Here is a 13,271-nt window from a genome sequence, read left to right on the forward strand (position 1 = left end):
TCCCAATGATTATTGGCCCGCAAATAGCAGGATCAAATAAGCTTCCATGCATTATTGGTGGAAGTTTTATTTCTACCGTAATTTATAAAAACAAAGGGAGAGATGAAGAATGACAAAAACAAAATTTGAAAAAGTACTCCTCATCGTAAATCCGAAAGCAGGACAAGGCGATTTACATACGAACTTAACAAAAATCGTACCACCACTTGCCGCAGCTTTTCCTGACTTACATATCCTTCATACGAAAAAACAAGGTGATGCAACAAAATATTGCCAAGAGTTTGCTAGTAAAGTAGATTTAATTATCGTCTTTGGTGGTGATGGAACTGTATTTGAATGCACAAACGGCTTAGCCCCTCTTGAAACTAGACCTACACTTGCAATCATTCCAGGCGGAACTTGCAACGACTTCTCTCGCACACTTGGTGTTCCGCAAAATATTGCAGAAGCAGCGAAACTCATTACAAAAGAACATGTAAAACCAATTGATGTCGCAAAAGCAAACGGACAACACTTCTTAAACTTCTGGGGCATTGGACTCGTATCTGAAGTATCAAACAATATTGATGCAGAAGAGAAAGCAAAGCTTGGTAAAATCGGTTACTACTTAAGTACCATTCGAACTGTCAAAAACGCTGAAACATTCCCAGTAAAAATTACTTACGACGGACAAGTATATGAAGACGAAGCTGTCCTTGTTATGGTTGGAAACGGTGAATATCTTGGTGGTATCCCGTCCTTTATTCCGAACGTGAAATGCGATGACGGAACACTTGATATTTTCGTCGTAAAATCCACAGGCATCCAAGCATTTAAAGATTACATCGGAAAGAAATTATTTGAAGACACAAATGAAAATGATATCTTCCACGTAAAAGCAAAATCCATTCATATTGAAACAGAAGAAGAAAAAGAAGTAGATACAGATGGAGAAAGTTCGCTTCATACACCTTGTCATATTGAACTATTACAAGGGCACTTTACGATGATTTATAATCCTTCGGTTGTGTAATGCAAAAAGACGAGCTAAAGTTTCAACACTTTGGCTCGTCTTTTTTATTAGCAAGGCATTTTGATCTACTCTTTAATTTTTAATATAAATTTTCGTAATCAAACTCCACCTAATTTTTCCAGTGCGTATTAGCATCCTTGTCTACAATAACACTTGGATCTTGCTTCTCTATCGCTGCAGCTACTGATTGGAAGAATTCATTTTCACTTACTTTCTCTTCTTCAACATGTTGCCACTCTTCCGTTTCATAAGCTACTTCCCAATCACCTTTTAAACCGAACTCTTCTAAAATTTCTTCTTTATCCCACCATAATAACTTTCTAGCTTCTTCATTAGTAGCAAGCATACGCAGGAAATATGTTGGATAAGACTCTTTCGTTTTCACTTCTATTCCATTATTCGCATAATCTTCTTCTGTAAATTGATATTCAAAATGATGATCGCGAATTTTTAAACTACCGTTATGAATATCCGGTATAAATTCACCTTTATTATCAAATAATTCATAATCTCCATCTTTTACTTGCAAAATACCGTCATCACCAATTAAATGATTCATTCTATTGCCATATACTTGAATATCATTAAATACACCTAATGAACCTACACCGACAATTTGAAACACCATTAACCAATCCTTAGTATCTTTAAAGAAAAGAGAAAATTTCACTTGCGAAATATCCATATATTCATTATCAAAGGCAGGAAATTCATAGTTACTTTGCTTTCTATCTAATAGCTTCAAAATAGCAGAAGGGTCTGTTTGCATGGCCTAGTTCTTTTTAGGTACAATGAGGGAAAGAGGCAACCTGATATACAAGGGAGAGGAAAAGCTGTGTTCAACCAACAGTTAGTTAATTTACGCATTGATTTTGCATTTAAACAATTGTTTGGTACGAATGGTAGTGAAGATATTCTAATTGCATTTTTAAATGCCATGTTACAAGATTCTTTAGAATCACCCATCGCTTCTCTACAACTAGAAGATCCGCATTTACACCGGGAACACGCAAATGATAAATTATCAATTCTAGACATTTCAGCTACGTTAAACACAGGGACAAAAGTAAATGTCGAAATACAGCTCAATAATAATCACGATATGATGAAACGCAGTTTATATTATTGGGGAAAATTATACACATCTCAATTACAAAAAGGCATGCCATACAGTGCACTTCGTAAAACCATCACCATTAATTTATTGAACTTCATAATATTTTTAGATCACAAAGAATTTCATACAATGGGCACATTATGGAATACACAACAACAGAAACTACTAAGTGATGACATAGAAATTCACATTGTAGAAATCCCAAAGTTAACAGAACAATGGCATGAAGAAAAAGTAAATCCATGGAAAGATCCATTTGTTCGTTGGCTTTTATTACTTTCAGCAAATGAGGATGAACACTTAACTAAAACATTGGAGGATATTGCTATGAACCAAGATCCTATTTTACAAAAAGCGATAAATAAATGGGAACGTATGAGTCAAGATTCTTCTTTTCGCCAAGCCTATGAAGCGAGGGAAAAGGTTTTAATGGATGAGGCTGCAAAATTTGCCCACGCAGAGAAAGAAGGAATGAAAAGAGGCATAGAAAAGGGGATGGAAAAAGGGATGAAAAAAGGGATTCAACAAGGAAAAATACAAATGATTAAAGGTATGTATGAACTTGGTATCCCTCTTGAAACGATTTCTCAAGCAAGCAAATTAAGTGTACATGAAGTTGAACACATGTTAAGACATAAATAATAATGAAAAAGAGCTTGAATGGTTTCAAGCTCTTTTTCATTAACTTTCCTCAATTCTTTCAATCTTCCAAACTAAATTAGCTGGCTCATTTTTCTCTAAAAAGGTTAACATCCATATATTTTTCCCTTTGTCGTTCATCAACATCACTTTATGGTTTAACTTCCAAGCCACGTCACTAACATGATTAAACATTTTATACATGTCTTCTTCTCTAATAAGTTTGTCTTTTCTAATTAACCTTCTAGTTCTATACTCCCTTATTTCTAAGTAAATATCAGCATAAGCCACTTCATGCTGACAAATTATACTACATACATATTTTTTATTTGGACTACTCTTCTTTATATATGCAAGTTCATTTTTATAATCCAAATCCAGTATCTGATTGTATGCTTTTTCTAACGCCTCTATATCCCAATCATATTTCACAGCTAAATTCTTCATTTCAGAGTGTACAATACGAAGAGCTAATTCTTTTTTCTCTCGCTCTAATAAATACGAAAAATCCTTTTCACTCCCATACTCTACAAAAGCATTCATATATTCAGGGAAAATTCGATATTTCTTCTCCCACTGATTTAATAATGAAATATCATCCACACAGTAAATCAAAATACCTTTTTCATAGTCTGTTCTTAGCTTTGGCATATGTCGCTCGTATAAAGAAGTAATACAGCTCGTTTCTTGTAAAAAAGATATCTCTTCCTCATAATTGCTTGAGGATGTTAATTGTAATACTTCTAGGCTACTTATATTCTCTTTTCTTTTTAGAAAACTTAATTGGATATCTCTTATAATTGGCATTTACTCTCTCCTTCTTAACGCTACGACTATATAATTAATTCTCTAGTACCAACTAATTAATTTCAACCCAGCCCATTCCCATAGAGAGAAATAAAAGCCCCACTACAAAAAAGAGCGCACCAATTAAAAAGTAGAACGGTGCTCCGTGCAGCGGATCACTAAATAGCTCTAGAATATTTTGTGCCACTACTGTCCATTTATCTTTCTTTGAATCTTTTTCTTTTATTTCTTTTACAAATCTATAAATGCTTAGGCCAATCAAAATGATGCCTATTAATAGGCATCCTACTATAATTAAAATCCCCAATTATAACACTCCATTTAAATACCATTGTCATACACACTTCATTTTAACTAATAAAAAAGCGAAAGAGAACATAATCCCCACTATGTTTCCTTTCGTTTCACGAGAAATTTCATCACTATTTTTATTCCTTAACAATCCGAAAATAAGAACGAACCGTTAAGAAATAATAGCCAATATACATGGTGCTATACAGACCAATACTAATTAATAACGGGACTGCAATTTCATACGGAAGTACTGCCGATAAGCCTTTTAGCACAAATAAACTATGTGAAACTCTAACTACTAATGGATATATTCCTCAATTACTCATATTAAATCTATTTTAATTCAGTTCTCTTAAAATTTTTTTTGATAGTATACTCATTTTTCTTTATAGTTCTTTAGGCTTATCTGAATTGAAATAAGAGAAGAAAAAGAGGTAGAAACATGCGGAGAAGGTTGACGGCATACACCGTGTCAAATTGAATTATTACTAAGGCGTTCAACGATGATTTATAATCCTGAGCTTGTATAATCGCTATTTCGCTATACTTTAACAATTACTAACCTTCGCATTTTTTAAAAAAATACAGTATAATGAATAAATAAAAGGTTGTTAACAAAAAACGTTAACAACCTTTTTTGTTTTTTCCGAAAAACTTTTCAAATTAAAGAAGCGATCACATGTATTGGAGAAAAAATGATAAACCTGTAGAAGAACCAGAAGCAATTGCTGTGTGGGAATGCGAAGCAGACGACTGCCTTGGATGGATGCGTAAAAACTTTTCTTTAGAAGATAAGCCACAATGCCCGTTGTGTAAAGGCGACATGAAAAGCGGCGAACGATTACTACAGAAGTTATAATACCTTTCCCTCTTTATCTTTTATATACTGAAAAAATAGAGGATTTTGTTTCTCCTTATCTACAGTACAAGTTGCTTCCTAATTACAAATAATGAAAAAAGCAGCTATTACGTAGAATAGCTGCTTTTTTGAATTTATAACTTCTTCATCACTATAAATTCCATATAATATTCCCCTAAATTTAGCTCGATTCATCATCCCCCTTATTCACTACACACTACACTTCTTTCGGAAGAACAATTTTTTTATACAATTGAACTGTAATGAAATAATAAAACACATAAATGACTAAGAAAATAATAATCGGCAGCCAAATACGGAAATATGGATTATCTATTAAGAACGAGAACATGTTCATTCCGACTAATACGTGCGTTATACCTACGATCGCTGGGAATAAGAAAATGAAAAATAACTCTTTATAAATTGATTTCGTTAATAGCTCATAACGTACACCAATTTTACGAAGCATTTGATAGCGAATAATATCTTTTGAAGCACCAGAAAGAATTTTAAACATTAAACAACTTGCCAACATCGCTAAGAAAGCTATGCCTAAGAAAAAACCCATAAATACTGTTCCACTGTAAGTACTGTAATATCCTTCATACAGCATATATTTACTCAAAAGATGTACGCCCTTCATATCTTTATATTTAGCTAGCTCTAATTCATCAATTTTTTTCCATTCTTCTTTATACGTTATAAAATTGTCCGTTTTCCCCAGTATTATAATTTCTTCTTTACCTTGTATCCCATCATACATCTTTTGATCTACAATTTTTATCTTTTGACTAGGATTCATATATGTCTTTTGAAGAGACCGTAAAACATTTCCCCATTCTTCTGGAATTACATTGGTATTATTCTCATTTTTTTCTTGGCTATGACTTAAAACGGATCCCGCAATTAGTTCCCTCGAAACAGGAATGAATCGGCTACTATTCTCGTCATTTCCAGTACGTGTTAGCGGACGCTTTCTTTCCAAATCTTCTTTCAATTGATAAATAAACTGCTCATCTACTTTGTATCGATATTCATTCTTTTCTTTAAATGTAATACTATCTAGTATTTTCTTTTCTTCTGCTGTGGGATTTTTAATTTCGACATCATAGTATTCTGCACTCTCCACTATATTTGTAACATTATTTTTTAACGCCATACCACTGGAGATTGCACCCGCACCAAGAGCAACTAACATCGTCACTGTTGCTAATACTTTCGTTAAGCTATTAATAGAAAAACTTAACTGAGCAAACGTAAACACATTGATTCCTTTTTCACTACGATTTTTATTCGCTTTTAGTTTATTAATAATAATGGGAAGGAATGATGCAAATAGCATGTAAGTTCCTAATGTTACTGTAATTGTTGCAATGATAAATCCTGATTCCTTTAGCTCCTTCATATAAATCATCGAAACATAGCCAACTGCTAATAAAATAATTGATAAAGGTGCTACTATACTTGTTAGTTTCCCTTTAATAAACGTACGCTCAGTTTGACTATTGGAGTGAACGAGTTGTAATGGCGAATTACGCACTAGTTTCATACCATTCATAATTGCGGACAACATAAATAATGCAATGAAAAAGATGAAAGTAACAACGATTGATGGTACATAAAATGCATGATAACCACCGCCAGTAAATTCCAGCTCCTTCATCAGTAAATGTCCAACACCTTGTGCCAAGATTATACCGACTATCACACCTACTATAAGAGATACTATTCCTAATACAATTGTTTCAATAAACATGAGCAATGTAATTTTATGCTTTTTTGCCCCTAATACCATATACATACCAAATTCTTTTTGCCGAAGTGATAATAAAAATGAATTGGCGTATAAAATATAAAATAATGTAATAAATCCTAATAAAAATGAGCCCGTTTGAAAGACGGAAAAAATCCCATCCATAGAATTCCCTTCAATAAACGTTTTATTTAACGCTAACGTTTGAAACATATAAAAAATTGAAATAGACATAATAAGCCCAACTAATAAGACCATATAGTCTTTTCGTTTACTTTTTATTCCCGACATGGAAAGTTTGAATAACATGTTGAACCTTCTTTCTTATGCTTTTTGTGTGCCTAAATCCGCAAGCACATCTAAAATTTCTTTATAAAACTCATCACGCGTACCTCTGCGATGAATTTCTTTATACAGTTCTCCGTCTTGGATGAATAAAATACGTCGGCAGTAACTCGCACTAAATGGATCATGTGTAACCATCATAATCGAAACATCCTGTTCTTCATTTAAGTTGGTCATCGACTCTAATAAACTTTTCGCATTTTTAGAATCAAGCGCTCCTGTTGGCTCATCTCCTAAAATAATGGCTGGCTCATGTACAAGTGCACGGGCCGCTGCCGAACGTTGTTTTTGTCCACCAGATACTTCGGACGGATATTTTTGAAGAATCTCTGAAATCCCTAACATTTCTGCTACCTTTTTCACCTTTGATTCAATTCTTTTCGAATGAACGCCTTGCAGAGAAAGCGGTAATGCAATGTTTTCATAGATTGATAAATTTTCAAGTAAGTTAAAATCTTGAAAGATAAACCCTAGTGTCTCTGAGCGAAAATCAGATAATTCTCCCTGCTTCATTTTCGTAATATCTATTCCAGCAATTTCAACAATTCCACCTGTTGCCTTATCTAATGTAGAAATTACATTCAATAATGTTGTTTTTCCTGAACCAGATGGTCCCATAATTCCAACGAATTCACCCTCTTGAATTGAGAACGATACATTCTTTAGTGCATGTGATTGACTCTCATCTTTTTTACCGTATACCTTTTGTACATTCTTTACCTCTACAACTGATGCTTTCATATATATCCTCCTACACTTCTTTTTCCTATCTTTTATTTTCCCTACATATTTTCCGAGCACTTCTTAACCCATTTCTAAGTATAGATAGCATTTCTTAATAAATAGCAGCGGATATTCTTAACATTTCTTTAAGAATATGAAAAAGCCCCAAGGCTAGTAGCTTGGGACTTTTGATTTCTCTATTCTATTTTGGAGTAAGAAATAAAGTATTTATTTCTCCTCTTTCATCTTAATTTTCGCTTGTTTATAAAAATCTAATTTCTCTTTGTTATATTCTTGTGTATATCTATTAAATTTCTCTTTTTCTCGTTGAATGTCCTCATTCATTTGATTTACACCTTTAATCTTTTCACTAACCTTTTTTAAGTTCGTTTCTTTTTCACCTAAGCTTTTATATAATTCTCTTTCAGATTTCATTAATTTTTGATACGAATCATTTATCTTACTAAAAGATGCATAACGCTTTTTATAAATATCCTGTATGTTTTTCGCTTGTTTCTGAAGAGCTACATCTTCCATTTTATCTATAGTTTTATGAACTGATTTTACTTCTTCTTGTGCTTTTCCAAAAGCTTCTTTTTCTTTGTTCCATACTTTTTCACGTTCATCAATACTTTTTGTAGCTTGCTCTAACTTCGGCATAATTGCTTGGTTACTATCTTTACCATCATTTATAATTTGATTGTATAACTCTTGACCTTCTTTTTCTAAAACCTCTAGTTTTTTCACATCTTCAGAAACCGTCTTTTCTTGCTTCGTTGCATTTTCAAATGCAACGAACAATTCTGCTTCTGGCTTCGTGCCAAAACACCCTGTCAATAAGCTTATAGATATAATTCCCGTAATCGCTAACGCTTTATAAGTCAATGTCAATTCCCCCTATGTTACATACGTTTATCATGCATAAAGTTCAATGGGAAATGATCATCTTCATGATATGCTTCAAATTCATACCCTTTTTCTTTTAAACCTTTAATAATAGCAGGTACTGCTGCAACGGACTGCGGATGAATGTCATGCATCAAAATCACTTCTTTTTGATCTGTCGCACCAGCCAGTACATTTTGAACAATTTTTGCTGTTGCCGTATTTATCGGCATCCCACTGTATTCCCAATCTAATGAATCAATTGTCCAATCCCATACTTTAAGACCATTTTCTACAACTTTATTACGAAGCTCTTCGTGTAACCCAGGCTTCGAACCATATGGCGGACGTGTGAGTTTTGGTGCATGTCCAAGAATACTAGCAATTAAACTTTGATCCTCTTTCATTTCATCAACATAGCCACCCTGGGCATATAATTTCTTGTTATTGTGCGTCATACTATGCATTCCCACATAGTGTCCTTCTACTTCTTCTCGCTTTACTAAATCAGGATACGATTTTACATTTTGACCAATTAGAAAAAATGTTGCTTTCGCATCATTTTCCTTTAATATATCTAGCAACTGTGCCGTATACTTTCCTGGACCGTCATCAAAGGTAAGATAGGCAATTTTTCTAGTTTGACCATTAAATTGCGTTGGTGCTACCTTATTCATCTCCACTTTTATTTGTTCATTTGCATATTGAACTGGATTCTCTTGATTTGCTATCGCTTTTGCAGGTGAGGTTATCGATTGAAATACAAAAAAAGCTCCTCCCATTACAACTGTAGCTACTGTCATTACAACTATGTTTTTTACCTTTAACAAATTCCCCATTCTATTAATTCCTTTCTACATTCCTTACGTATTAATAAAACATTAATCTAGCTTTTCAAGTCTTCCTCTTTAACTATTTATCTTTCCTTTGGAAGAACAATCCTCTTATATAATTGTACAGTGATTAAATAGTAGACTATATAAATCCCCAGGAATATACTAATCGGCATCCAGATGTTCACATATGGATTCACAAAAAATTTAACAAATGTAAATATATTCATTCCTACCAAAACATGAATGAGACCCAATATTGCTGGAAATAGAAATACGATACCTAATTCTTTATACATAGATTTTATAAGTAATTCTTTACGCACCCCAATTTTCCGAAGCATCTCATACCGCCCTATATCTTTCGTAGCCCCAGAAAGGATTTTAAACATTAAACAACTTGCCATCATAGCTAAAAAAGCAAGACCTAAAAAGAATCCCATAAAGGAAGTTCCTTTTGAAAAGGCGAGCATAGATTCATAATCACCATAGTTCGTTGGTAAATATACGTCTTCCTTAGACCTATTAGTAGCAACAGCTATTTTTTCAATTTGACGATTATCCATCTCTTTTAACTCTGTTTTATACTGTAAAATATTATCTACTTTAGCAATAAAAAACGTATGCTCATTCCCTTGAATTGTTTCATAACGGTTTTTATCGACAATATAGACAGGCTTACGATCATATACAGTAATATTCGACCTAAAATCACTATCCACAATCTTGTCCCAGTTCATCGGTAACGTAGAACTAGATGGATCAACTTCCTCTCCCTTAAACATCCTATAAATCGAAGATGGAAGTTGTTCAGAAATATGTGTTGTCTCTTTCTTTCTGAATAGTAGTGGAGGATTCTCTAATAATTCCTCTTTTAAATAATAAACAGCCTCATTATCAACTTTATATTTATACTGTTTTTTATCTATAATTTTCATTTTTTCCATAGCTTTATAATCCGTTGCTTCTGGATCATGAATTGTAATATCATACCCTGGCATTTTTTCTGCTGTAAGGATTACATTTTTCTGTAAAGACATGCCACCGGCCATTGCCCCCACGCCTAGTCCAATTAGCATCGTTACCGTTCCTAATATTTTCGCCAAACTACTTACACGGAACTGCAATTGTGCAAATGTAAATGCACTTAATTTCTTTTCGTTTAAATAGCGCGTTTTTTTTAATCTATTAACAAACGTGGGTAAAAGAGAAATAAATATAAGATATGTTCCCAATGTAATTGTGAATAATGGGAGTAAAGTGGCACCAGCACCTTTTATTCCTACAAAGATTACGAAATAATATCCTACACTTAGTCCTAATAAACTACATAAAGTTAACGCCATTGTGACAGGACCCTTTTTTCGTATCTGCTCCGCCTTTTGCTCTGTACGAATTAAATCTAATTCTGTTTTAAGTGTTATTCGAATTGCATTCACAACAGATGTAAGCAGAAACAATGCACTGAAGAATATAAATGTTATTTTGAATGTAGGACCATAAAAAGCTTGATAACCTTCAGCTGATATTTCCAATTGTTTTGTTAAAAACCCACTTATGAAATTAGAAAGAATAGCTCCGAATACACTACCTAATACTAGTGAAATCATTCCCATGGCTAACGTCTCAAAAAATAAGAGTTGGCTGATTTTACTCTTTTTTGCTCCTAATACAAGATACATGCCAAGTTCTTTCCGCCGGAGTGAGAGGAGAAATGAGTTTGCATAAAAAATATAAAAGAAGGTAATAAACGCCACCAAAATAGATCCTATTTGAAATACAAATACAATTGAACCAATAATGCTGTTATTCATTGTAAATTCTTTATTTAACGCAAGCGTTTGAAACATATAAAATATAGAAATTGAGATTACAAGACCTATTAGTAAAACGATGTAATCCTTTATCATTTTTTTCATACTGGAAATAGAAAGTTTTAATAACATACTCTATGCCCACGCTTCTCTACAGTATGGTGTACTACATTCACCTTTTTACTATGCACTTTTTGCACAACGTTCTCATCAAATATTAAATTTTTCATATTGCCTCCTGTCATATGGCCAGTGTTGCGATTATGCTATTTTTATAGACACTAACTATCATTTTATCTTTTCTTTACAAACAGCAATATTGATTCCCCTTACATTATCCTTACATTTTTGTAATGTATATTTCTAATGAAATTATAATATACGAATTAAATGTTTTATAACCCAATTCATATACCATTACTTTGTTCTCACGAAGATGGCGTCAATAACGTTTTCGAAGAGCCATTATTCTCGCGCTCAAATAATGCATTTACAAATATAAATTCGAAGGATATTGTATAGGTTTTCTAGCCTACTGGAGAGGTTATATAAATAATTAATATTAAAAATGGACAAAAAAAGACCCACTGTAATACTTAATAACTTTGCACTTATCATCAGTTTACCTCTTCATTATAATTGTCCGAGATAAAGATAAGATAAAGATAAAATAAAAACGATATAAAGATATAACTACATATTATTAAATTTAGTACCATTTTATTTTCCCTTATCCCTCTTACTCTTTACTTTACATTAATTCTCTTCGTTTCTAATTCACCTCTCATAGACACTATATAAAACTATTATTTAGGTTCTATTAAAATTACATCTTCTAAATCATATAGATTTGCCTTTGGTTTTGCATAAATAATATAAGCAAGACCATATTGATCTGGTTCTTGCTCTATCACCTCTGCTACTTCAAGACCGGGTGGTATTTTCTGACTTAATTCAGAGGTAATAACGCTATCACCTATTTTTATTTCTTTCGCTTTATCTGATGGAATATTATCAATTCGAAGGGCTTGTTTTTTCTTATCGTACCCTGTAACAAATCCTAAAATAGATGAATCATTTTGGAAGGTGATTGCTAAACGATTTGTTCGTTCATCTTTCGTAATTAATTTCACAACAGATGTATATTGATCTACACTCTCTACCTTTCCGATAAAACCGTTCACTGTAATAACAGCCATATCAGCCTTTACACCATGTTGTGAACCTCTATCGAGAGTAATTTCTCTATACCACTCTTCTGCTACACGGGTTACTACTGTAGCTTGAATGAAATTATATTTTCCCTGTTCCTTTAATTCTTTCGTTTTGTTGATAATTTTAGTAAGGCTTTCTTTCTCCTCACTTAACATTTGCACTTTACTCTTTAACGATTCTTGATGTTCAATTTTCCCTTTCAATACCTGATTCTCTTTATATACTTTATAGATGTCTTCTATATTATGAACAATATTTTGGACATGCTTATTATTTGTACATACATACACCATCAATAAAGCCAAAAGAATAATTGAAAGAAATAATAATATTTTCTTCTTAGAAACCTGCATAATTATCCTGCTACTCCTTACTATTTTTTATCTACATACTATAGAATACTAGTCATTGTACACAGAAGAAATGTAGTTTGGATAAAGTTCAGATAAACTTTATCTTCTTTATAAAAAATTTAGAAATTATCATATACTGCCACTATATTCGAAGCTTGATCGTTACTTTATCCATGGAATGCAACTTATAATTTCTATAACTAATTATGTTTTATTTGTACTTTCTCTTTTACTTTATTAGGTATTTCATCTACTTGTACTTCCTCCCATTTCATACCATAACTTCCTTTAGATCTAATCTTTAAATATGACCCTATTCTTAAATGTTTTGAAGCAGTCATCGCGATCTTTTGCTCTTGACCGGATTCATTATATCCTTTGAATTTATATTGCCATCTACCAAAACCATCTTTCTTAGCCTCAAATTTACCATCATTGTCTACAACAGCATAATAAACATCTTCTTTAATAAATGGATTGAGTTGATCTACAATCGGTCCACCTTTCCCGATAAGTAATGTAACTCCAACTATAATCAATACGATAAACACACTTATTTTTTTCATGAAACTTTCTATTCTCCTCTTCTCAGATACTTCCCCTTAAAGGACTTCCTCTA

Annotated in this window: 13 protein-coding genes and 1 pseudogene; 3 read left to right on the top strand and 11 right to left on the bottom strand. The window is 32.7% G+C overall.

The window, feature by feature from the left end; genetic code table 11:
- Positions 1 to 109 precede the first annotated feature (109 nt).
- The gene (locus DET63_RS24925) at positions 110 to 1,012 is read left to right on the top strand and encodes a diacylglycerol/lipid kinase family protein (protein ID WP_113938181.1); all 903 of its coding nucleotides are present in this window, start codon (positions 110 to 112) and stop codon (positions 1,010 to 1,012) included.
- 109 nt (positions 1,013 to 1,121) lie between these two features.
- Here the strand turns inward: DET63_RS24925 and DET63_RS24930 are convergent, their stop codons facing one another.
- Entirely contained in the window at positions 1,122 to 1,781 is a 660-nt protein-coding gene (locus DET63_RS24930) for a DUF7003 family protein (protein WP_113938182.1), read from the bottom strand.
- Positions 1,782 to 1,847: 66 nt separating this feature from the next.
- On the opposite strand from DET63_RS24930, the gene DET63_RS24935 reads away from it, so the two are divergent.
- Positions 1,848 to 2,771, top strand: coding sequence for an Rpn family recombination-promoting nuclease/putative transposase (locus DET63_RS24935; RefSeq protein ID WP_113938213.1), 924 nt, complete (start codon positions 1,848 to 1,850; stop codon positions 2,769 to 2,771).
- Positions 2,772 to 2,810: 39 nt separating this feature from the next.
- Here DET63_RS24935 and DET63_RS24940 read toward each other — a convergent pair whose 3' ends face one another.
- The 3 genes and pseudogenes from DET63_RS24940 to DET63_RS31090 all read right to left on the bottom strand — a co-directional run.
- Complete coding sequence (locus DET63_RS24940; protein WP_113938183.1) at positions 2,811 to 3,575, bottom strand: hypothetical protein; 765 nt, start codon at positions 3,573 to 3,575, stop codon at positions 2,811 to 2,813.
- A gap of 52 nt (positions 3,576 to 3,627) precedes the next feature.
- A complete protein-coding gene (locus DET63_RS24945; RefSeq protein ID WP_002164894.1) occupies positions 3,628 to 3,882 on the bottom strand; it encodes a hypothetical protein in 255 nt (84 codons plus the stop codon).
- Between the two features lie 121 nt (positions 3,883 to 4,003).
- A pseudogene (locus DET63_RS31090) lies at positions 4,004 to 4,174 on the bottom strand (FtsX-like permease family protein); the annotation flags it as partial.
- 374 nt (positions 4,175 to 4,548) lie between these two features.
- On the opposite strand from DET63_RS31090, the gene DET63_RS24955 reads away from it, so the two are divergent.
- Entirely contained in the window at positions 4,549 to 4,728 is a 180-nt protein-coding gene (locus DET63_RS24955) for a cold-inducible protein YdjO-related protein (RefSeq protein ID WP_002015777.1), read from the top strand.
- 217 nt (positions 4,729 to 4,945) lie between these two features.
- Here DET63_RS24955 and DET63_RS24960 read toward each other — a convergent pair whose 3' ends face one another.
- From DET63_RS24960 to DET63_RS24990, 7 genes are all read right to left on the bottom strand, one after another.
- Positions 4,946 to 6,793, bottom strand: coding sequence for an FtsX-like permease family protein (locus tag DET63_RS24960; protein ID WP_113938184.1), 1,848 nt, complete (start codon positions 6,791 to 6,793; stop codon positions 4,946 to 4,948).
- A 15-nt stretch (positions 6,794 to 6,808) separates the two neighbouring features.
- Positions 6,809 to 7,570, bottom strand: a complete 762-nt coding sequence (locus tag DET63_RS24965) for an ABC transporter ATP-binding protein (protein WP_002143529.1) — start codon at positions 7,568 to 7,570, stop codon at positions 6,809 to 6,811.
- 210 nt (positions 7,571 to 7,780) lie between these two features.
- Positions 7,781 to 8,437 carry a YkyA family protein gene (locus DET63_RS24970; protein ID WP_113938185.1) on the bottom strand — a complete coding sequence of 219 codons (657 nt, stop codon included), beginning with the start codon at positions 8,435 to 8,437 and terminating at the stop codon, positions 7,781 to 7,783.
- 17 nt (positions 8,438 to 8,454) lie between these two features.
- Entirely contained in the window at positions 8,455 to 9,276 is an 822-nt protein-coding gene (locus DET63_RS24975) for a peptidoglycan-N-acetylglucosamine deacetylase (protein ID WP_113938186.1), read from the bottom strand.
- A gap of 77 nt (positions 9,277 to 9,353) precedes the next feature.
- Entirely contained in the window at positions 9,354 to 11,216 is a 1,863-nt protein-coding gene (locus tag DET63_RS24980; RefSeq protein WP_113938187.1) for an FtsX-like permease family protein, read from the bottom strand.
- A 674-nt stretch (positions 11,217 to 11,890) separates the two neighbouring features.
- Positions 11,891 to 12,652: a rod shape-determining protein MreC gene (gene mreC / locus DET63_RS24985; RefSeq protein ID WP_003192006.1), complete on the bottom strand. Its 762-nt coding sequence runs from the start codon at positions 12,650 to 12,652 to the stop codon at positions 11,891 to 11,893.
- A 200-nt stretch (positions 12,653 to 12,852) separates the two neighbouring features.
- Positions 12,853 to 13,218, bottom strand: a complete 366-nt coding sequence (locus DET63_RS24990; RefSeq protein ID WP_003192005.1) for a YxeA family protein — start codon at positions 13,216 to 13,218, stop codon at positions 12,853 to 12,855.
- Between the last annotated feature and the right edge of the window lie 53 nt (positions 13,219 to 13,271).

Source organism: Bacillus sp. DB-2 (assembly GCF_003315125.1).
GTDB classification, from domain to species: domain Bacteria; phylum Bacillota; class Bacilli; order Bacillales; family Bacillaceae_G; genus Bacillus_A; species Bacillus_A mycoides.

Excerpts from the sequence above, each read along its gene's own strand:
- DET63_RS24975 (WP_113938186.1), bottom strand. The coding sequence starts at position 9,276 with ATGGGGAATTTGTTAAAGGTAAAAAACATAGTTGTAATGACAGTAGCT.
- DET63_RS24955 (WP_002015777.1), top strand. The coding sequence starts at position 4,549 with ATGTATTGGAGAAAAAATGATAAACCTGTAGAAGAACCAGAAGCAATT.
- DET63_RS24940 (WP_113938183.1), bottom strand. The coding sequence starts at position 3,575 with ATGCCAATTATAAGAGATATCCAATTAAGTTTTCTAAAAAGAAAAGAG.
- DET63_RS24980 (WP_113938187.1), bottom strand. The coding sequence starts at position 11,216 with ATGTTATTAAAACTTTCTATTTCCAGTATGAAAAAAATGATAAAGGAT.
- mreC (WP_003192006.1), bottom strand. The coding sequence starts at position 12,652 with ATGCAGGTTTCTAAGAAGAAAATATTATTATTTCTTTCAATTATTCTT.
- DET63_RS24965 (WP_002143529.1), bottom strand. The coding sequence starts at position 7,570 with ATGAAAGCATCAGTTGTAGAGGTAAAGAATGTACAAAAGGTATACGGT.
- DET63_RS24960 (WP_113938184.1), bottom strand. The coding sequence starts at position 6,793 with ATGTTATTCAAACTTTCCATGTCGGGAATAAAAAGTAAACGAAAAGAC.
- DET63_RS24925 (WP_113938181.1), top strand. The coding sequence starts at position 110 with ATGACAAAAACAAAATTTGAAAAAGTACTCCTCATCGTAAATCCGAAA.
- DET63_RS24990 (WP_003192005.1), bottom strand. The coding sequence starts at position 13,218 with ATGAAAAAAATAAGTGTGTTTATCGTATTGATTATAGTTGGAGTTACA.
- DET63_RS24930 (WP_113938182.1), bottom strand. The coding sequence starts at position 1,781 with ATGCAAACAGACCCTTCTGCTATTTTGAAGCTATTAGATAGAAAGCAA.